The organism is Thalassospira sp. Z349TD_5 (assembly GCF_056173045.1).
Genome location: NZ_CM149654.1, coordinates 4,526,363 through 4,545,624, shown reverse-complemented (window position 1 = coordinate 4,545,624; position 19,262 = coordinate 4,526,363). Strand labels below are relative to the sequence as shown.

Below are 19,262 nucleotides of genomic sequence, written 5' to 3'. Positions count from 1 at the left end.
CGGGCCGTATCGCTTTGAACATTTGCTGGCGAACAATGCGGCGAAGCGGCCCCGGGATCAAGGGCAGTTTTGCGGCGCACGATCAAGATCAAGATGGGCGATGACGCCCTGAAACCCCAGTTTTCGCGCCGCCGGGCATAGGCTTTGCGGATCGGTACCGTTTTCAATTTCTTCAAGATACTCAACTGCAAACACCGGCTTTCCCAAGGCGGGATAGGGTGCAAATTCCCCCATAAAGCCAAACCGATACGCTGATTCCAGCAAGGCAAAATCCATCTTTTCAACCAGTTCGGGCACAAGCTCAGACGCATTTTTCTGCCCGATGGCAAGGCCGCGCGCATGGGCTTGTTCAATCAGCCAATCGATGTAGCGAAGTTGATCCGCCCGCGTCAGGGTAAACCCGGTTTCCTTGCTGCTGTCATCGGCCTCGTAAGCATCGATGTTATCAGGCTCAACCGCCAGAAACCCCTTCTCGCGGCAAAGATCAAACCGGTCGCGCATGACATCGGCGAACCGTTCGAACCGGCTGACATCAAGCCAGTTTTCACCCGGCCAGCCCCAATAGGCATTGCCGATCACATCGGATGGAAAACGATCCCGATCATCGCGCCAGTCTTCGACCGCCCCGACATTGATATAACAAATGGGGAAAACCCCGGCATCGCGCCATTGGCGCACCTGATCAGCAGACGTTTCAAACAAGTCACTGCCAACAACCCTGATATCACCTGCCAGATCAATATCGCCCTGTAACTGCCAGTGAAACGGTCCCGTCGGGACTTTTGGCCAGTCTGGTGTCGCAGATGTTTGCGCCATGGCGCGCACACTTAAGCCGCTGCTGGCACCGACGCAAAACGCCATAATCGCACATAAAAACAGGAATTTAGCTGTATGCATAAGGGTGCCTTGGCTGTGTTAGCGCAATTTTGCCCTCCCTCTGGCGATTGCACAACCGCGTAAATTCGATGCCATGCAAAAGAAAAGCGCGATCCATAAGACCGCGCTTTTCCGACCCCATATCGGGGCACTTCCCCCACCCAGAAGAATTCCTTTGGGCGCTTAAAACTTACCAACTACGTTAATTAAGACTGTGACAGACCAAGATCACTGGTCACCAGATCAGCCCATTTATCGGGTTCACGCATATCAATGTTGCGCAATTCCGGGCGGCGCATCCGGGCCTTGTTAAACATTTGCAACCGATCCCCCGGCGACATCCGGCGCAGACGCATCAAGGCCTTGCGCACTGCATCGTTGGCCGGTCCGGTCGGACGCTGAAAGCTTTGTTCGACCACTTCAAGTCGGCGTTCAAGCCAGTTGCGGCTTGCCACAACCTGCTCGATCAGGGCTTTGAATTCACGCACAACCGGGAAATGATCCATATTAAGGTGGGCTGTTGAAACCGCAGCCCGCCAGACCTGGCGCTCAACCCCTTGCAGGTAGCGCCAGTAAATTTTCACCTTGGCGTCGATTTCCACTTTGGTTTGGTCCGGGCCGGGCAAATGCCGGGAAAGTTCGCTCAGTCCCCGGTGAAGTTCCTCGAAGCTCACCGGAAGATGCTGGCCATTAAACCGTTCGCGCACACTCAAAACAGCCGGGATCGCACCCCGTGCAGGACGATAACGTCCTTGCCCGTGCAGATCGGCACGCAACCAATGTGGAATATCGCAATCGGCAATCAGGAAATCGATGATGTCCGTATGCCCGGCATGTCCGGGCAAGGGGGTCTGCGCATAGTCAGGCAGCCTGACATCAGGTCGAACGCTGGTCGTCTTTTCCATCGCGGCCTCCGAACTCTTTGATCGGTCTGCGTTCCCGCGCAGGCGATCCGAATGGGGTGCCCCGTCCCTCACAACTTATTAATAGTTGGTTAATAGAGATATGGTGCGTAAACGAAACGTTTCAACTGCCGATAATGTTCCCGTGGTAAAATTGTTGTGAGTCTGATGTGTGGTGGTGCCTCTTAAACGCGGTCACCCAGATCGACCGAAACACTGTTGCGCCGTGGCTGCCACAGACCGCGCTCAATCGCCTCACGCAGGCGATCGCGGATATCGCGCAAGGCATCTGGATTGTGCTGATCAATAAAGTCCCGCACCGTCTCATCACCAAGATATGCGTCATACACCAGATCAAAATGATGATCGGCCACACAGCGGGCCGTCGCCGCAAAAGCAAACAGATAATCAACCGTTGCGGCAATCTCGAACGCCCCTTTATAGCCATGGCGCATCACCCCGTTGATCCATTTCGGATTGACCACGCGGGCCCGCACCACACGGGCAATTTCTTCTTCCAATGTACGGATTTTCGGGCTTTCGGGGCGGGAATGATCGCTGTGATACACCACCGGCTGCTTACCCGACAGGCTGCGCACGGCTGATGTCATTCCGCCTTCGAATTGATAATAATCATCCGAATCCAGAAGGTCATGCTCGCGGTTGTCCTGATTATGGACAATCGCATCAACCTTCGACAACCGGGCTTCAAACAGCCCGCGCGCCGCCTCGCCCTCGGCCCCATTGCCATAGGCATAACTGCCCCACGCCAGATAGGCATCGGCAAGATCGTCTTCGTCTTCCCACAGTTTTTCGTCAATCATTGCCTGCAAACCAGCGCCATAGGCCCCCGGTTTGGACCCAAACACCCGAAATGCCGCCTGTCGTTCGGCCTGTGCATCATCAAGCCCCTGACCGCGCAGCTTTTGCGTTTCCTGCGCGACCCGCGCGGCAATCGGATTGCTTTCGGCGGGTTCATCGGTCTGGGCGGCCACCGCACGCACCGCACTGTCAAACAGGTCAATCAAACCGGGAAACGCATCACGGAAAAACCCGGAAATGCGTAAGGTCACATCGACACGTGGACGCCCCAAAACCGATGCCGGCATGATTTCGAACCCGGTCACACGCCGCGATGCACTATCCCATGTCGGGCGCACCCCCATCAGTGCCAGGGCCTGTGCAATATCGTCACCGCCCGTGCGCATATTGCTCGTCCCCCAGACCGAAAGCCCAAGGGCAGCGGGCCATTCACCGTTATCCTGCACATGACGTTCGAGCAAAAGCTCGGCCGATTTCCAGCCCAGTTGCCATGCGGCGGGTGTCGGCACGGTGCGGGTATCAACCGAATAAAAATTCCGCCCGGTCGGCAAAACATCGGGCCGCCCCCGGGTCGGTGCCCCCGATGGGCCGGGTTCGACAAACTTGCCCGCAAGTCCGCGCAAAAGCCCCGACACCTCGGCATCGCCACAGCTGACAACAGCGGGCCGGATATTTGTTTCGATATCGGTTACAACGTCACACACCGCCGACCACAGCGGATCGGGCACAAAAGTGCCATTGACCAGATCACGTGCCAAAAGCTCAATCCGCTCCACCGTATCGCCGGTGGTTCGCCACGGCCCGACATCATCATAATGGGCCAAACTATCGGGTTTTATGCCCGGCCAGAATTCAGCAAAGGCACAATCAAGTGGATCAAACCCGGCATCGCCCAAAATATCCTTGGCAATCGCACGGTGAAGAGATGCCTTTGGTCCGCTGTCCGATCCACGCGGCAACCGCGCCAATGCCACCAAAAGATCGGTCAAAAGATCGCCTTCCGGGGCCTTGCCAAAAATATGCAAGCCATCCCGAATTTGAAGTTCCTTAAGCTCGCACAGATAGTTATCAAGTTTGGCCAGCGCACTTTGTTCGTCTTCGCCCGCCTCAATCCCGCAATCGCGGTCCAACCCGATCTGAATGGCCAACTCAAGAATATCGCGTTTCAGGAGCACCAACCGGCGCGGATCAACGGCTGCGGCCTCAAAATACTCATCAACAAGTGCCTCAAGGTCTTTGAGCGGCCCATAACTTTCGGCCCGGGTTAACGGCGGGGTGAGATGATCAAGGATCACGGCCTGTGCACGGCGTTTGGCCTGCGTGCCTTCGCCCGGATCATTGACGATGAACGGGTAGAAATGCGGGGTCGGGCCAAACACCGCCTCGGGGAAGCATTCCGCCGAAAGCGCCAATGATTTTCCCGGCAGCCATTCCATATTGCCGTGCTTGCCAAAATGAATGATCGCATCGACGCCAAATTCATGGCGCAACCAGATATAAAACGCGAAGTAGTTATGCGGCGGCACCAGATCGGGCGAGTGATAACTTTCCAGCGGATCAATGTTATAGCCGCGTGCGGGCTGCAACCCGACCACGACATTGCCCATCGGCAGGATCGACAGCGCAAAGCTATCCTGTTCGGCGATATAAAACGGGTCTTTTGTCGGATCGCCCCACGCATCAAGCACGTGTGCCTGAATGGAGGCCGGTAAGCCGTCAAATGCCGTTTGATAGGCCGCCCGCGAAAGCGTCACCCGAATTTCACGATCCGCCAGCGTTTTGAAATCATTGGTCGGCCCGGCCTTGACTGCGTTGATCAAGGCATCGCCATCCGTCGGAATGTTCTCAAGCGCGTAGCCATCTGCCTGCATGGCACGCAGGGTTTCAATCATCCCGGCCGGGGTATCGAGCCCAACCCCGTTGCCTAGGCGAGCATCCTTGTTGGGATAGTTCGCCATCACCATCGCGACCTTGCGCGATGGTGCATCAAGTTGACGCAACCTGACCCAATTGGCGGCCAGTTGGGCAACAAATGCCACGCGGTCGCGCACCGGGATGTATTTCACCAAATCAATCTGGGTCAACGGATCCTTGCCAGCCGACCCCTTGAACGACACCGCGCGCGATAAAATACGGCCATCCACTTCGGGCAGGGCGACATTCATCGCAATGTCGCGTGCGGCAAGGCCATTGACGCCGTCGCGCCAGCTTTCTTCGCTGCCACCAGAAAGGACGAGTTGAAACACCGGTGCATCGACCGCATCGAACGGCCCATCTTTTCGTTCGGAACCCGGAACAGAAATCGAGAACCCTGTGGTATTCAGGACCAAATCTGCCGCTGTTTGCTCCAGCCAGTCACTGACAAGCGCACCCGCCGCCGGGTCCTTGAGGCTGGAAACGAAAATCGGCAATGGATTCAGATGATTGGCCTGAAGTTCTTCAACCAGAGCATCAATGACATCAAGATTGGCCGCCTGCACCAATGACCGATAGAAAATAATCGGCGTAACTGGTTGATTTTCAACCCATTGTTTGCGGATTTCGGCCAAGTCTACATGCGTATTTCCCGGCCAATATCCACCAGCCTTGACCAGTGGGGCGGCGGGTTTCCACTGCCAGTTAACAGATGAATTCAACTTTTCATATATAAGGCGAAGTAAATTCTCGGAATTTTGCGGCCCACCTTCGATCAAATAGCGCCAGATATGCTGATAGTCGGCCCCCTTGACGGTCGAAAGCGACAGTAGCTCCGCATCGGGTTGATCATCCCCGGGTAACAGCAAAAGCGGGACGTCATTTGACCGGGCAAAGGCGACAAGCTGCTCGATGCCATACGCCCAATATCCCCGCCCGCCCAGAATGCGCACGATGATAAACTTGGCCTCACACAGCACATCTTCGACATACAAATCGACCGACATGTTGTGACCAAGCTGCAAAAGACTGGCCAGACGCAAGGATGGAACATCATCGCCAAATTCTGCTGTCAGTCGCCCTTGCGCGCCAGCAAAACACGCCAGTTCAGATTCTGCCGCCGACAGGATCACGACATCGCCGGGTTCCTGTCCAAGATCGACGGCTTCACTGCCGTCTGTCACCATTCCGGGCTGTGCTGCCAGCAAATGCATTGGGGTTTCCGTCTCTTTCTTTCGTGTCTGGGTCTACTCAGACCGGGCCGAAGTCCCGGATCCGAGCGCCGCACCTAGGATCGGGCCGAAGACCAAACCGAGGATCACGACCATCTGTATCCGCAGTCCGCAAGCATCCCCCGACGAGCCAAGCCAAGGCCGGGGAATGCGGGTTTCACGGCGTCATGCAGACGTGAAACACGGCCTTGCACCGATAGGACAAAACAGTGTTTCACGTGAAACAAAACAAGAACAAATAATCTTACGTCGCCTTGATCGCGGTTTCAATTGCCGCACGGTCCAAGCCATGCAGGCCAATCACCACCAGTTCAGACCGGCGGTTTTCGCCGTCCGTCCACGGGCGGTCAAAGTACCGCTGGAACCGTTCGCCAACGCCTTGGACCACATGGCGCATCGGTTTGCCCGGCACATCAAGGAAGCCCTTGATACGCAGCACATCAAACTGACGTACAACTTCAATCAAACGCTTTTCCAGAACCGCCGGATCGGCCACCGCATCAAGAGACACAACGAAGCTATCGAAATCGTCATGGTCGTGTTCATGGCCATCATCATGATGCGACGGGCGGCTATCAAGATCATCCTCGGCCGCGGCACCCAGCCCCAGCAGAATGGCATTTTCAATGCGTGAATGATCGGTAGCGATAATTTTGACTGACGGGCGTTTCAGTTGGGCACGAATGTCGGCTTCAACCTTGGTCCGTTCGGCGTCACTCAGAAGATCGGTTTTGTTGAGCACAACCATATCCGCACAGTGAAGCTGTTCTTCAAACAGTTCTTCAAGCGGGCTTTCGTGATCAAGGCTGTCATCGGCTTCGCGCTGGGCCTGAACCGCATGGTGATCATGGGCAAACAGCCCGTCACGCAATGCTGCACCATCCAGCACGGCCACCACACCATCGACCGTCACACGTGATCTGATTTCCGGCCAGCTAAACGCCTTTACCAGTGGTTTTGGCAGGGCCAGACCAGATGTTTCAATCACGATGTGATCGGGTGGGGTTTCGCGGTCAATCAGGCCTTGAATAGTTGGCAGGAAATCATCGGCCACCGTGCAGCAAATACAGCCATTGGCAAGCTCGACCACGTCATCTTCGGCGCAGCCTTCAATGCCACAGCCATTGATGATGCCGCGATCAACACCAAGGTCGCCAAATTCATTGATGATCAGTGCAATCCGTTTGCCATTGGCGTTTTCCAGCATGTTGCGGATCATGGTGGTTTTGCCTGCACCGAGAAAACCGGTAATCACAGTTGCCGGGATTTTACCCAATTGAGCCATTCTCAAATTCCTTAAATTTCAATTCTTTGTGGGGTTATTTGACCTGCATCGGAATGCCGGCAACCACCAGCGTTACCTTATCTGCAAGTGCCGCCATACGTTGATGCAGCCGTCCGGCATGATCGCGAAAGGCCCGCGCCATGGCATTTTCCGGCACGATCCCGAAACCGACCTCGTTTGACACAAAAACAACCGGGATGTCGAGGGTCGGAACCAGATCGCACAAGCGATCAAATTCGGCCTCGATATCGCGGTCTTCAAGCATCAGGTTGGTCACCCATAAGGTCAGGCAATCAACCAGAACCGGCTGTGCGTCGGGCTGATTACATGCGCGAAGGGCGGCACAAAGATCCAGTGGTTCCTCGATCGTATGCCACAGATCGCCGCGTGTTTGTTTGTGAAGGTCGATGCGGTTGGTCATTTCCGCATCCCAGGCCCGTCCGGTGGCGATATAGGTTCCGCCTCCGGCTTGTCCGGCCTGTGTAATGAGGTTTTCGGCAAACCGGCTTTTGCCCGATCGGGCACCGCCAAGGATCAAATGTATCCCGGAAAGCGGTTCTGTATGGGTCATCGCGTTTTCCTCGCCATGGCCTCCCACCGAGGCCGGGTTGCGTCGCCACTACGCAAGAGAGACAAGAATAGTGACACCTTCGGCTGGTTTCCTGGCTGCGGGCATGAAAGCCATCCGCCTTCCCGGTTTCCCGGTGGCTGGCGCAAATGCGCCCGGATCGCCCAACCCGATACAGTTGCGGGGGCAGCATCGGCATTTCACCGATTTCCCATCACCGAACGGTGCGCCGAACCTAACAGCTTTGCCTGTTCTGCCAAAGCGCTATCTCCGACCTAATCATAAGGTCAGTATTTGACAGAATTGCCTGCTTGAGACCCCCGGTCATTTAAGAGAACATAATATTATCACGCTGGAATGAGAGCCATAACAAGCGCCAGCCAGTGTGATGACCGGGGAAAAAAACAATCATAACCCGGTTGGTTGCAGTGACATGCAACTTGGAACTCTTGGGGTTAACTGGATATTTGCAAGATCAGATGGCAATTCATGCGCACCTACACAAAATCCGTGAACTAAAAACGCCAACCTGGATTACCTCATCACGCAAAGACATGTGGCTGGGGCTTCTTGAACGTTTGAACACGCAAGACAGAGCGTTTCATAGATTTCTTGATGACTACGCAGCAGATGACGACATCACGCTCGCACGGCGCGATGTGCGTAATATTTTTGCGCAAGATGCCGCAACCGGCGTGATTGCGACCATTTTCTGGTCTCATGCGCGCGGGATGCGTGTGAATGCCCTATCACTCCTTGTCCGCGACCTTCCAACATTGATCACATTGATGTCGGTAGCCGATTTTCGCAATGATGAGTTAAATGAACTGCTGGCCCAGCCCGGCATTTCGGTCCCGACAGCAAGCAAAATGCTGTCTGCCTGTGGCAAAACCTATTGTGGTATGCCCGCTGCTATCATTGATGACACCATCATTCAGGTCATCGAAAACAGCACCTTTGCCAGTGATTTTCCCAACATTGCGGAACTGCGTAACAAATCACGCAGCCGCCCGGTCCCCTATTACGAGGCGTACCTTCGTGATGTTACCGCGCTTTGCGAAAAATACGACATTACCAGTGACATGATTGACCGTTATCTTGCCGAATATGCCTTGGACAACACGTCGCAAAACGCGGAATTACAATCGGCATAATAGACATCCCACATGCCTTAATAGCGCTGATTAACCGCCGTTATGCGCCAGCCGGGTTGATCAACACCGTCAATATATTCCAGTCGCGTTAGCCCAAGTGTGTCGATGTGAAACGACAAGGCGGTTTCAAGCGATAGGCCAAGTGCATTGGCAAGCACCGCACGCACGGTCCCGCCGTGGATCACGGCGACAATATCGCGTCCCGCCCAATAGCGGTTTAGCCGACTGAAAATCGGCCCTACACGGGCAACAACATCAGAGAAACTTTCCCCGTTCGGGGGATGCTGACGGGCGAAATCCGTCCAGAATTTTGTTGTTTCGCCTTTGGGTAAATCATTCCAATGCTGCAATTCCCAAGCCCCGAAATGTTGCTCGGCAAGGGCTGTTTCGCGCGTTGGAACGACGTCTTCGTCAATCAGTTCCTGCAATTTAAGGGCGGTATCAAGTGTCCGCGATAAATGGCTCGTCACCCAGACGGCATCTTTTGGCAAATGGCGGGCCAGAGCACGTAGTGCTTTTTCGTCTGACAAATCAACGGGCATGTCGCTTCGGCCATAGACCAGCCGTTCCGGGTTAAGAACCGGCGCATGACGGACCAGCCACCAGCGTGTTGTTTGACTTTTCATAGTTCCCCCGCGGACTGCGTCTTTCTATCGACCCGAAGATAATGACATCAGATACCTCTTAGATATTGCCCATCGTCGCGACAAATCCAATAGCAACAAACAGTTCAGCCACCATTTGTGTCGCCCCCAAGACATCCCCGGTTTGTCCGCCAATTTGCCATCTGGCGATCCCCCCCATCAAAGCCGTCGCCAGCATCGCAGCCACAACAACCGAAACCATCACGACAGGCCCGGACAAAAGCCAAACAATCGCGATGGCAATCGCGACACCCAGCATCACATGACGCCATTTGGGTTGACCGGCATTCTTGCCAAGTCCGTTATCGCGCGCCGGTGAAAGAACCGTCATTAAAACTGGCATCGCACCGCGCGATGCCACCGCCATCACTAGCAAAAGCATAACCGCCTGCCCAGCGTCAGCAGCCCGCACCAGCAACGCAATGCGCAGCCCAAGACACAAGACAAGGGCCACCACGCCATACGTGCCAATACGGCTGTCACGCATGATTTCAAGTTTTCGAGCACGATCAAGCCCGCCGCCAAAACCATCGGCGCAATCGGCCAGACCATCTTCATGCATCGCCCCCGTCAACAGAACCAACGCAAGGACGGCGACAATGGCAAAAACCACCGCACTTTCCGTCAAATAAGCTGCCAACTGGGCCGGTATGAGGGCAATGCCGGCCAAAAACAGCCCAACCAAGGGCCAGCACCAGACCGACCGGGCAATCAAGGCTGGGTGAAAATCATTGATCTGGAAAACCGGCACCCGACTGAGCAGCACGAGCGCACGAAAGAAATCAGACACCACCGGAATCTTGCCTACAACAAAGGTGCTGTCTTCTGGTGGGTTTTCGGTGCCACCATCAGAACTTTGCATATTTGTTTCGTTTTGATTATGATCTTTAGATGCCGTCATTTTTCGATTTTCGATCTGGTGTTATGGTGACCATAGGCCTAGGTTGAGGCCTCAATTATTTAGAAGGTTTCGTTGTTGCTCAAAGACCGCGCATCAAAACACTTTTCACTGCTAGCTTAAGCTGTTTGCCCCCAAACGACAGCTTATAGCGAAACGTCCTAAGCAATTGGGCTCTCAACCTAATCTTTACCGTAACAGAAGCCAAGCGGAACACGCTTGACGCCACCGCCTGCCAGCCGGAGACCAACATGTTCAACCCGAAGCACCCGCCGCAAAACCTTGACGAAATCCGCGCCCTCCTTGCCGATCTGCCATCAGCAGACAGTGAGGCACAGGCAGCCGTTTTGCAGCGTGAGCCAACTCTGACAAAACCGGCAGGATCGCTGGGACGGCTTGAAGATTTCAGCCTGTGGCTGGCGGGATGGCAAGGAACGTCGCGCCCCAATATGTCGCGCCCGCGCGTCACTGTCTTTGCTGGCAGCCATGGTGTCGTGGCACAGGGTGTTTCGGCCTTTCCGGCAACGGTCAATCAGCAGATGGTTGAAAACTTTATCAATGGCGGGGCCGCCATCAACCAGATTTGCAAATCGGTTGATGCCGAACTGCGTGTGATGGAAGTCGCCCTTGAAATTCCCACCAATGATTTCAGCCAAGAACCTGCCATGGATGATGAGGGCTGTGCGGAGGCCATGGCGTTTGGCATGAGTGCGATTGAAAAGGGGCTCGATTTGTTTGTCCCCGGCGAAATGGGCATTGGCAACACCAGCTCGGCCGCGGCCATTGCGCACGCGTTGTATGGTGGTGAGGCTGCTGACTGGACCGGTCGGGGAACCGGAATTGATGACGAAACCCTGATCCGTAAAACCCGTGTCGTGGGTGATGCCATCATTCTGCACAAAAATCAGATGCATGACGGGCTTGATGTTCTGCGCTGTGTCGGGGGACGTGAAATTGCCGCCATGGCCGGGGCGATTATTGCCGCCCGTTTTGCGCGTGTGCCGGTTCTACTTGATGGATATGTGTCCTGTGCGGCGGCCGCCGTCTTGGCCGCCATCCGCCCCGATGCACTTGATCACTGTCTGGTTGGCCATGTGTCGGCAGAGCCCGGCCACAGTCGCCTTATTGAAAAGCTGGGCAAGAAGGCGCTGATTGATTTCGGGATGCGCCTTGGTGAAGGATCGGGTGCCGCATTGGCGATCCCGCTTCTGCGCGCGGCTGCGGAATGCCACAACAACATGGCGACCTTTGACAAGGCAGGCGTTGACGGCAAGGATTAGGACTTAAAGCCTGAACCCACTGAGCAAAGCCAAGGATGCACAACAATAGCGCCGATTAAATCGGTGCTATTTTTTTGTCCGTTCGCTCATCAGGTGCTCAACATGGCGGCCCTGGAACATGGTGATATTGATCCCGTGACCAAATTTGATCGCCCGTTCATCATCACAACGACACAGGATCACACGGGTATCACCGGACTCGGCAACCGCATCACGCATGGCTGTTTTATGCTCGTCATCCATGCTTTCCATGTCCGTATCCCAGATCATTTTGATCATATCAACGCCAAGCTTGTTGCGGTTGATATAGGGCAGCGACAGATGACTGATGCCGTCAATACAGATGCGATAGCCACGATCCCGGCAGAAATCACGCGCAAAGAAAAACGCCCCAAGATCAGCGAAAATATCGATCTTTTGCAGTTCCAGAACAATCGTGCCGCGTTGACCGGCCTTAACGTTACTATCGAACGTCAGAAAATCAGGGGATAACAGGGTCGATACATTTAGATTAATACTGACCGACCCGGTAACCGACGCATCATTGCTGCGCGTCAGCAGCGACAGCATGCGACGGTCCAGGATTTCTGTGAGATGCTGGAACAGCCAGCGATTGGACAACACATTGACATCGGGCAGCAGGGTTTCCTGCAAATCCTTGATTGAAATGAACAGTTCGTGGAAGACCGGCGTCGGGTTGGCGTCCCCAACCACCGCACAAATTGCCTGACGGCGCATCAGATTTGATAAATCGGCCCGCCGCAGGGATTCATCAATACGCCCCAGAATTTTGGGCGTTAACGGCATCCTATCATCACCATAATCGGGATGATCATTGTGACGTTCGGCGGCCTTGCTGACCACACGCGGGCGATTGGCGTTGGAGCGCACCAGTGTCTGGGTCAGATGCAGGAAATCCTTATATTCCTGCCCGACATCGAAATAATCGGTAAAGGTTGCCGGTGCGCCACTTTCATCCTTGCCATCGCTGATCAACGGATCATCGTTAAACAGGAATTTCAGCCGGAAAATGACCGCATTGACCTCATCCATCTCGGCGGCATCGAAAATGAAAATCAGATCCTGATTGGACAGGGTAAAGATGCGCCCGGTGACTTCAGGGACGATTTCTTCAAAGGCGCCAATGGCCGTGCGGATATGATGGTCACGGCGGTTAAACGCCAACAATTTTGAAAAATGCACATGAATAGCCCCCACCCCTTCCTTACGCCGTTCAAGGCGTCGCACATAGTCGACGAGGAAGGCTTCAGGTGATGGAAGTGAGCTATCAGACATAAATATGATGACCAGATTGTGTGTTGCGCCGGAAACAGAGCCGATACTCCGCCCGTATTATCATAGGGCCTGCTAATTAACAGCTTATGTATTTATCATCCCCACCTATTGAAACCAAAGGTGAAAATCGGACAAATTCAGGCGACGATCCGAAAAAGATAAGTCGTAGCTTTCCGCTATTCAAACTGATAGTTTCAGCGCGATTTAGCATCTAACAAACAGGGTTGAAAACAATATGTGGCGACGCAAACGCATTCTGGTAACCGGTGGTGCGGGATTTCTAGGTTCGCATCTGTGCGAACGCCTGCTTGGAGAAGGGCATGACGTGCTTTGCGTCGATAACTTCTTCACCGGAACCAAGGATAATATTGTCCATTTGCTCGAAAACCCACATTTCGAGCTGATGCGTCACGATGTAACCTTCCCGCTCTATCTTGAAGTTGACGAGATTTATAACCTCGCCTGCCCGGCTTCCCCGATTCACTATCAGCACGACCCGGTCCAGACGACCAAAACCAGCGTGCATGGTGCGATCAATATGCTCGGCCTCGCCAAACGTGTTGGTGCCAAAATATTCCAGGCATCCACCAGCGAAGTTTACGGTGACCCGGAAGTCCATCCGCAAACCGAAGATTACCGCGGCAGCGTCAATCCAATTGGTCCGCGCGCCTGCTATGACGAAGGCAAGCGCTGCGCTGAGACACTGTTCTTTGATTACCATCGCCAGCATGGCCTTGAAATCAAGGTTGCCCGTATCTTCAACACCTATGGCCCGCGCATGCACCCGCAAGATGGCCGGGTAGTATCAAACTTTATCATTCAGGCCCTTCAGGGCGAAGACATCACCATTTATGGCAATGGCGAACAAACCCGTTCGTTCTGTTTCTATTCCGACCTTCTGGAAGGGTTCATTCGTTTGATGGCCACCGATCCGTCGGTCAGCGGTCCGATGAACCTTGGCAATCCGCATGAAATCACCATTCGCGAACTGGCCGAACGCGTGATTGACATGACCGGGGCAAAATCCAAACTGATCTTTAAGGACCTGCCAGCAGACGATCCGTTGCAGCGCAAGCCCGACATTACCTTTGCCCGCAATACTTTGGGGTGGGAGCCGACTGTCGCCCTTGAAACCGGTCTCGGGTCTACCATCGACTATTTCCGCAATCTGATTGCCCAACACGGCTGATCCCACGTCTTGTGATCCCACGTCCTTGGATTTGGAAAAATGGATATCAAAGCTTTCTTCGATGCTGAATTTGACGAGCATCTTGATCTGGTCAACAAGACCCGCGAAGTAACCCGCGATGCCTTTATCGAATTGGTCGAGATTTGCACCGATGCCTTAAACGACGGCAACAAATTGCTGTTTTTTGGCAATGGCGGATCAGCCGCAGATGCCCAGCATATCGCGACTGAATTTACGGTGCGCTATGTTCATGACCGCCGTGCCCTTCCGGCGATTGCGTTGACGACCGATAGCTCCACATTGACGGCAATCGGCAATGATTTCGGGTTTGATCATTTGTTTTCGCGCCAGATTGAGGCGCTTGGCAATCCTGATGACGTCGCGATTGGCATTTCGACATCGGGCAACAGCAAGAACGTCAATCTTGGTCTGGCCAAGGCGCGCGAGATGGGACTGGTTGCGACCGGCTGGACCGGCAAGACTGGCGGCGACATGGTTGATCTTTGCGACCCACTGATGATTGTGCCCAGCAATACCACTGCCCGTATTCAGGAAATGCACATTCAGATCGGTCAGATGCTGGTGGGCGCACTTGAACATACGCTTGGTTTGGCCAAGAAATAATTCGATCCTTTCGCGATAACGACACAGCAAAGACATCAAAAATGACCGATCTCAGCCATCTGGCCCTTCAGGTTGAACAACTCACCAACGCCAAGGTCCTGTGCATTGGTGATGTCATGCTCGATCGGTTTGTCTATGGCACGGTAAACCGCATTTCCCCCGAAGCCCCGATCCCGATCATTCGGGTCGAGCGCGAAAGTGCGATGCTGGGCGGGGCGGGCAATGTCGCGCGCAATGCCACCGCCCTTGGGGCGGCTGTGCAGTTCTTATCACTGGTCGGTGATGACCTTCCCGGACGCGAAGTCATGGAATATGTCGCTAATGACGCCGGTGTTGAGCCCTATATCCAGACAGAGCGCAACCGTCCAACCACGATCAAGACCCGCTATATCGCCAGCGGGCAGCAATTATTACGATCTGACAACGAAACCACATCGCCCATTGCAGCAGATACCATCAGCAACCTTTCCGCCCTTGCCGGTCAGCTGTCCCCGGATGTCGAAGCGATCATTCTGTCGGACTATGGCAAGGGTGTCTTGCATCCGGATGTTGTCGCAAGTGCAATCAATGCGGCCCGTGCGGCAGGCAAACCGGTGATTGTTGACCCCAAAGGGACCGATTACAGCATCTATCGCGGGGCCACGGTTGTGACGCCAAACCGCGCCGAAGCACAGGCTGCCACTGGCATTGCTGTTAACAGCGACGAAGATGCCATTGCCGCCGCGACCAAAATCATCACCGATTGCGGCATTGATAACGTCCTTCTGACCAGAAGCCAGGACGGTATGACGTTGGTGACCAAAGACGGAGAGGCCATTCATCTTCCGACCGAAGCACGCGAAGTTTTTGATGTCTCAGGGGCCGGGGATACGGTTGTTGCCTGCCTTGCAGCGGCGATTGCGGCGGGATCGAGCCTTTCAGATGCGGCGCGCATTGCCAATGTGGCGGCGGGCATCGTGGTCGGTAAAATCGGCACGGCGATTGTTTACCCCGATGAGTTGATTTCCGCCCTGCATCACCATGACCTGATGATTGGCGAAGCCAAACTGATGCCACTTGATCGCATGGTGGACCGTGCGGAGCGTTGGCGGCGTAAGGGATATAAGGTCGGCTTTACCAATGGCTGCTTTGATCTTTTGCATCCCGGTCATCTTAGCTTGCTCAAACAAGCGCGCGCGGCCTGTGACCGGCTGATTGTCGGGCTTAATTCCGATGCATCGGTCAAACGGCTTAAGGGCGAAGCCCGCCCGGTTCAGTCCGAAGCGGCCCGTGCGGCTGTACTTGGATCGCTTGAAACCATCAGTGGCGTGGTGATTTTTGGTGAAGACACCCCGGTTAACCTGATTTCGGCGATCAAACCCGACATTCTGGTCAAGGGCGCGGATTACACCATTGATAAGGTGGTCGGGGCCGAGATCGTTCAAGGGTATGGCGGCAAGGTGGTTCTGGCCAATCTGGAAGACGGTTTTTCAACCACATCGACCATTGCACGCATGAACAAGGGCAAGGACTGACCTTAAGCGTCATCCGGCCACGGCATCACGCGAAGGTCTGGCCAGATGCTTTGCCATCTGGCGGTTTTGGCTTCATAGACCTGACGGATCGGCAAGACCGGGTTGGGGATGATCGTGCCGCTTAAAACTGCGTCCAGCCCAAACGGGACATACAGACGATATCCATCAGGATCTTTGCGCAGTCCGATGGCGGTTGTGCGATAGGCAAACCGGTCAATGCCGTCACTGGCGGCATCCACCGCGCCATATTCAATGCCGAACTTTTGCCGATACCAAATCGGCACGCGGGCCTGATTGCGCACTTCAATCCGGATTGGCAGGTCTGACAACAGCTCGGTAATCGCGGTAATGACGTTATCCTCGGCATCCCAACTGGTATCGGGATCGTAATAAAACAGGTCGTAATCAGCTATTCCGTTTTCCGCCGGACGATTGGTTGATACATTCCAGACCGATTGCGCCAAACACCCGGCGGTCAGCCACCAATCATCAAACCCAAAATCACACCACCGATCCAGTATGATGCGATTGAACCGGTTGCGCAAAACCAAATCAAGGAAGGTCTGCCCGTTCGCAACCTGATTGATCGGAACGCCGGTGCTCATAGCAGGACCCAAAGCGCCTTTAGCGCGACCGGCCATGCCGCATTGATCAGGCAAGATATTGTATAAAGCGAAAGAGCGCGGTCGATATCAGCCGCCGACGCATTGCGCCTGCCCAACCCGATATAGGGATCATCGACGACCTCATCACCATATTGGCGCGGCCCGGCAAGCGATAGACCGAGCGCCCCGGCAAAGGCGGCTTCCTGCCAGCCGGCATTGGGGGATTTGTGTTTTTTCGCATCGCGCATCAATGTGTGCCACCCAGCCCGGCCACTGGTTTTTGAACCCAGTGCCGCGGCCAGACAAATCACAGCCCCGGCAAGGCGGGCCGGAATGAAATTAACCACATCATCAAGCCGGGCGGCAAACCGCCCGAAATAAAGATAGCGGGCATTGCGATGACCGATCATCGAATCAAGGGTGTTGATCGCCTTATAGGCACACAGCCCAATCGGCCCGCCGAGCACATACCAAAACAGCGGGGCGACCACGCCATCGGAAAAGTTTTCCGCACAGCTTTCAATCGCCGCCCGGCTGACCCCGGCCTCATCCAATGTATCGGGATCGCGCCCGACAATCATCGATACTGCCGCCCGCCCGCCCGAAAGCCCATTCTTTTTCAGCGCGACCGATACCGCCTTAACATGCTGATACAGTCCTTTTTGTGCGATCAAAACCGCCAGCAGGAAAACCTCGGCCGCATAAAAAACATCACCGATGGCTGAAATCTGCGCAATAACGGCCCCAAACAGGCCCGCCGCACCGATCACCGCAAGGCTGGTGATCGTACCGCGCACGATCAGGTCCATATTGCTGCGGTCAGAACGGTTGAGACGTTTTTCGAACCAGCCAATCAGGTTCCCAACCCAGACAACCGGATGGGGCACCCGGCGAAACAGCCAGGGAAAATCACCACAGATCGCATCCAACACCAGTGCCAGCACCAGTATTGTAAAAAGCGGGCCGGAAAATCCGGACGTTGGGATCAGAAAATCAGTAAGAAACGCATCCATGGCGGCAATGTGCGCGGTGACAGGCAAACCGTCAATCACAATGAGATTTTCGCACCATAACGACCTGTGGCTACACCGCGATTTGCAAAATTTGGCTTAGCTTGCTAAAAGAAATTCATACAAAATGAATTTTCTTCATACTATAACTCACTGTCATTTTGATGATCCCGTGATGCGCTTTGTTCGTATCAAATTTAAGTAAAATAAATCCCAAGAGGCATTTCGCACACACAACATCTTTGGCATGCCGATGCATTCGCCACACAATAACTGGTATTTTTCGCACCTGACCCATCTTCGGCACATGTTATGTTACCTGCCGCTTGCATTCCGCAGGCCAATCGGTGAAAACGGGGGTGGCTTCGGGTACCGCGATTGCGAAAACGCATCGCGCAGCACCACCATCAGAGAGAGACAAAGGAGCAGCCTTTTATGTCCCCCAAAGGCGCAGTAATGATTTGCGGTCATGGTTCGCGCGACGAGCGCGCGGTTTCACAGTTCAACGCCATGGTTGAAACGATGAAACACACCCACCTGGCCGACTATGATGTCGAAAGCGGCTTTCTCGAATTTGCGCACCCGATCCTGCGCGATGGTTTTGAAAAGCTCAAAGCCATGGGTCACAAAAAGATTTATGCGCTTCCGGGCATGCTGTTTGCCGCTGGTCACGTCAAAAATGACCTGCCGAGCGAGGTCAACAATTTCGCCAATGAAAACCCAGATATCGACGTAAAATTTGGCCGCGATCTGGCGATTGACCCCAAATTGCTGAGTGCCGCCAAAGACCGCATCGAAGAAGCACTTGCCTCTGTCGATGACAGCATCGCGCGCGAAGATACGCTTTTGATGGTTGTTGGTCGCGGCACGAACGACCCGGATGCCAATTCGAACGTCTATAAAGTCGCCCGGATGCTGCAAGAAGGTCTTGGTTTTGGCCGCACCGAAATCAGCTATTCCGGTGTCACCCATCCGCGGGTAAATGCCGGTCTGCGCGAAGCGATGAAACTGGGCTATAAACGCGTTGTCGTTTTCCCCTATTTTCTGTTTGCGGGCATTCTGATCGACCGAATTTACACCCACACCGACGAAGTTGCCGCCGAGTTTGGCGATGTAGAGTTCATCAAGGCCGGGTACCTCAAGGACCATCCGATGGTTCTGGCAAGTTTTGCCGAACGGTTGGCCGAGATCGATACCGGCGATAACAACATGAACTGCCAGCTGTGCAAATACCGCGAACAGATCATTGGCTATGAAGGCGATGTTGGCACACCGCAGGTTGGCCATCATCACCATGTGATGGGGATCGGCACGGATGGTGGCCATAGTCACGGTCATGGGCATGGGCACGGACATCACCACCACGGTCATGGACATAGCCATGATCATGATCACGGGCACAGCCACGATCATGCCCATGACGACGCGAAATCGACCGGTTCATAACCG

Annotated in this window: 16 protein-coding genes and 1 riboswitch; of the genes, 6 read left to right on the top strand and 10 right to left on the bottom strand. The window is 54.5% G+C overall.

All coding sequences use genetic code 11. The annotated features are described in order from the left end of the window. Positions 1–57 precede the first annotated feature (57 nt). The 5 genes from AC0VXT_RS20945 to cobU all read right to left on the bottom strand — a co-directional run bounded on the left by AC0VXT_RS20945 (position 58) and on the right by cobU (position 7,602). Positions 58–897 carry an endo alpha-1,4 polygalactosaminidase gene (locus AC0VXT_RS20945; RefSeq protein WP_475546942.1) on the bottom strand — a complete coding sequence of 280 codons (840 nt, stop codon included), beginning with the start codon at positions 895–897 and terminating at the stop codon, positions 58–60. Between the two features lie 185 nt (positions 898–1,082). Next, the gene (locus tag AC0VXT_RS20940) at positions 1,083–1,781 is read right to left on the bottom strand and encodes a hypothetical protein (RefSeq protein WP_475546941.1); all 699 of its coding nucleotides are present in this window, start codon (positions 1,779–1,781) and stop codon (positions 1,083–1,085) included. A gap of 182 nt (positions 1,782–1,963) precedes the next feature. Next, positions 1,964–5,728, bottom strand: a complete 3,765-nt coding sequence (cobN, locus tag AC0VXT_RS20935; RefSeq protein ID WP_475546940.1) for a cobaltochelatase subunit CobN — start codon at positions 5,726–5,728, stop codon at positions 1,964–1,966. Positions 5,729–5,990: 262 nt separating this feature from the next. After that, the gene (cobW, locus tag AC0VXT_RS20930) at positions 5,991–7,031 is read right to left on the bottom strand and encodes a cobalamin biosynthesis protein CobW (RefSeq protein WP_475546939.1); all 1,041 of its coding nucleotides are present in this window, start codon (positions 7,029–7,031) and stop codon (positions 5,991–5,993) included. Positions 7,032–7,065: 34 nt separating this feature from the next. After that, positions 7,066–7,602 (bottom strand): bifunctional adenosylcobinamide kinase/adenosylcobinamide-phosphate guanylyltransferase, encoded by a 537-nt coding sequence (gene cobU, locus AC0VXT_RS20925; RefSeq protein ID WP_475546938.1) that lies wholly within the window; start codon positions 7,600–7,602, stop codon positions 7,066–7,068. Between the two features lie 64 nt (positions 7,603–7,666). Next, positions 7,667–7,848, bottom strand: a riboswitch (cobalamin riboswitch). 230 nt (positions 7,849–8,078) lie between these two features. Between cobU and AC0VXT_RS20920 the strand changes: the two genes are divergently transcribed. Continuing rightward, positions 8,079–8,753 (top strand): hypothetical protein, encoded by a 675-nt coding sequence (locus tag AC0VXT_RS20920; RefSeq protein WP_475546937.1) that lies wholly within the window; start codon positions 8,079–8,081, stop codon positions 8,751–8,753. Between the two features lie 17 nt (positions 8,754–8,770). On the opposite strand, the gene AC0VXT_RS20915 is transcribed toward AC0VXT_RS20920, so the two are convergent. Next, positions 8,771–9,379: a histidine phosphatase family protein gene (locus tag AC0VXT_RS20915; RefSeq protein ID WP_475546936.1), complete on the bottom strand. Its 609-nt coding sequence runs from the start codon at positions 9,377–9,379 to the stop codon at positions 8,771–8,773. 58 nt (positions 9,380–9,437) lie between these two features. Further along, positions 9,438–10,259 carry an adenosylcobinamide-GDP ribazoletransferase gene (gene cobS / locus AC0VXT_RS20910; protein ID WP_475546935.1) on the bottom strand — a complete coding sequence of 274 codons (822 nt, stop codon included), beginning with the start codon at positions 10,257–10,259 and terminating at the stop codon, positions 9,438–9,440. A 287-nt stretch (positions 10,260–10,546) separates the two neighbouring features. On the opposite strand from cobS, the gene cobT reads away from it, so the two are divergent. Beyond that, complete coding sequence (cobT, locus tag AC0VXT_RS20905) at positions 10,547–11,575, top strand: nicotinate-nucleotide--dimethylbenzimidazole phosphoribosyltransferase (protein WP_022733785.1); 1,029 nt, start codon at positions 10,547–10,549, stop codon at positions 11,573–11,575. A gap of 66 nt (positions 11,576–11,641) precedes the next feature. On the opposite strand, the gene AC0VXT_RS20900 is transcribed toward cobT, so the two are convergent. Next, on the bottom strand, positions 11,642–12,871 hold the full coding sequence (locus AC0VXT_RS20900) for an EAL domain-containing protein (protein WP_022733784.1): 1,230 nt from the start codon (positions 12,869–12,871) through the stop codon (positions 11,642–11,644). Positions 12,872–13,106: 235 nt separating this feature from the next. On the opposite strand from AC0VXT_RS20900, the gene AC0VXT_RS20895 reads away from it, so the two are divergent. Genes AC0VXT_RS20895 through rfaE1 form a run of 3 tightly spaced genes read left to right on the top strand, consistent with a single transcriptional unit; the run spans position 13,107 to position 16,198 of the window. Then, positions 13,107–14,060: a UDP-glucuronic acid decarboxylase family protein gene (locus tag AC0VXT_RS20895; protein WP_475546934.1), complete on the top strand. Its 954-nt coding sequence runs from the start codon at positions 13,107–13,109 to the stop codon at positions 14,058–14,060. A 39-nt stretch (positions 14,061–14,099) separates the two neighbouring features. Continuing rightward, complete coding sequence (locus AC0VXT_RS20890; protein WP_475546933.1) at positions 14,100–14,684, top strand: D-sedoheptulose 7-phosphate isomerase; 585 nt, start codon at positions 14,100–14,102, stop codon at positions 14,682–14,684. Between the two features lie 41 nt (positions 14,685–14,725). Continuing rightward, entirely contained in the window at positions 14,726–16,198 is a 1,473-nt protein-coding gene (rfaE1, locus tag AC0VXT_RS20885) for a D-glycero-beta-D-manno-heptose-7-phosphate kinase (RefSeq protein WP_475546932.1), read from the top strand. Positions 16,199–16,200: 2 nt separating this feature from the next. Here rfaE1 and AC0VXT_RS20880 read toward each other — a convergent pair whose 3' ends face one another. Together AC0VXT_RS20880 and cbiB are read right to left on the bottom strand one after the other, a co-directional pair. Then, positions 16,201–16,803: a nucleotidyltransferase family protein gene (locus tag AC0VXT_RS20880; RefSeq protein ID WP_475546931.1), complete on the bottom strand. Its 603-nt coding sequence runs from the start codon at positions 16,801–16,803 to the stop codon at positions 16,201–16,203. Next, on the bottom strand, positions 16,800–17,855 hold the full coding sequence (cbiB, locus tag AC0VXT_RS20875; protein WP_475546930.1) for an adenosylcobinamide-phosphate synthase CbiB: 1,056 nt from the start codon (positions 17,853–17,855) through the stop codon (positions 16,800–16,802). The genes AC0VXT_RS20880 and cbiB overlap by 4 nt, the downstream gene beginning before the upstream one ends. 393 nt (positions 17,856–18,248) lie before the next feature. On the opposite strand from cbiB, the gene AC0VXT_RS20870 reads away from it, so the two are divergent. Continuing rightward, a complete protein-coding gene (locus AC0VXT_RS20870) occupies positions 18,249–19,259 on the top strand; it encodes a sirohydrochlorin chelatase (RefSeq protein ID WP_475546929.1) in 1,011 nt (336 codons plus the stop codon). Positions 19,260–19,262 lie beyond the last annotated feature (3 nt).

What these genes read in the sequence shown, in the direction of transcription:
- AC0VXT_RS20940 (WP_475546941.1), bottom strand. Translation starts at nt 1,781, where the DNA reads ATGGAAAAGACGACCAGCGTTCGACCTGATGTCAGGCTGCCTGACTAT.
- cobN (WP_475546940.1), bottom strand. Translation starts at nt 5,728, where the DNA reads ATGCATTTGCTGGCAGCACAGCCCGGAATGGTGACAGACGGCAGTGAA.
- AC0VXT_RS20945 (WP_475546942.1), bottom strand. Translation starts at nt 897, where the DNA reads ATGCATACAGCTAAATTCCTGTTTTTATGTGCGATTATGGCGTTTTGC.
- AC0VXT_RS20915 (WP_475546936.1), bottom strand. Translation starts at nt 9,379, where the DNA reads ATGAAAAGTCAAACAACACGCTGGTGGCTGGTCCGTCATGCGCCGGTT.
- rfaE1 (WP_475546932.1), top strand. Translation starts at nt 14,726, where the DNA reads ATGACCGATCTCAGCCATCTGGCCCTTCAGGTTGAACAACTCACCAAC.
- AC0VXT_RS20920 (WP_475546937.1), top strand. Translation starts at nt 8,079, where the DNA reads ATGGCAATTCATGCGCACCTACACAAAATCCGTGAACTAAAAACGCCA.
- cobS (WP_475546935.1), bottom strand. Translation starts at nt 10,259, where the DNA reads ATGCAAAGTTCTGATGGTGGCACCGAAAACCCACCAGAAGACAGCACC.
- cobT (WP_022733785.1), top strand. Translation starts at nt 10,547, where the DNA reads ATGTTCAACCCGAAGCACCCGCCGCAAAACCTTGACGAAATCCGCGCC.
- cobU (WP_475546938.1), bottom strand. Translation starts at nt 7,602, where the DNA reads ATGACCCATACAGAACCGCTTTCCGGGATACATTTGATCCTTGGCGGT.
- AC0VXT_RS20880 (WP_475546931.1), bottom strand. Translation starts at nt 16,803, where the DNA reads ATGAGCACCGGCGTTCCGATCAATCAGGTTGCGAACGGGCAGACCTTC.
- AC0VXT_RS20890 (WP_475546933.1), top strand. Translation starts at nt 14,100, where the DNA reads ATGGATATCAAAGCTTTCTTCGATGCTGAATTTGACGAGCATCTTGAT.
- AC0VXT_RS20870 (WP_475546929.1), top strand. Translation starts at nt 18,249, where the DNA reads ATGTCCCCCAAAGGCGCAGTAATGATTTGCGGTCATGGTTCGCGCGAC.
- AC0VXT_RS20895 (WP_475546934.1), top strand. Translation starts at nt 13,107, where the DNA reads ATGTGGCGACGCAAACGCATTCTGGTAACCGGTGGTGCGGGATTTCTA.
- AC0VXT_RS20900 (WP_022733784.1), bottom strand. Translation starts at nt 12,871, where the DNA reads ATGTCTGATAGCTCACTTCCATCACCTGAAGCCTTCCTCGTCGACTAT.
- cobW (WP_475546939.1), bottom strand. Translation starts at nt 7,031, where the DNA reads ATGGCTCAATTGGGTAAAATCCCGGCAACTGTGATTACCGGTTTTCTC.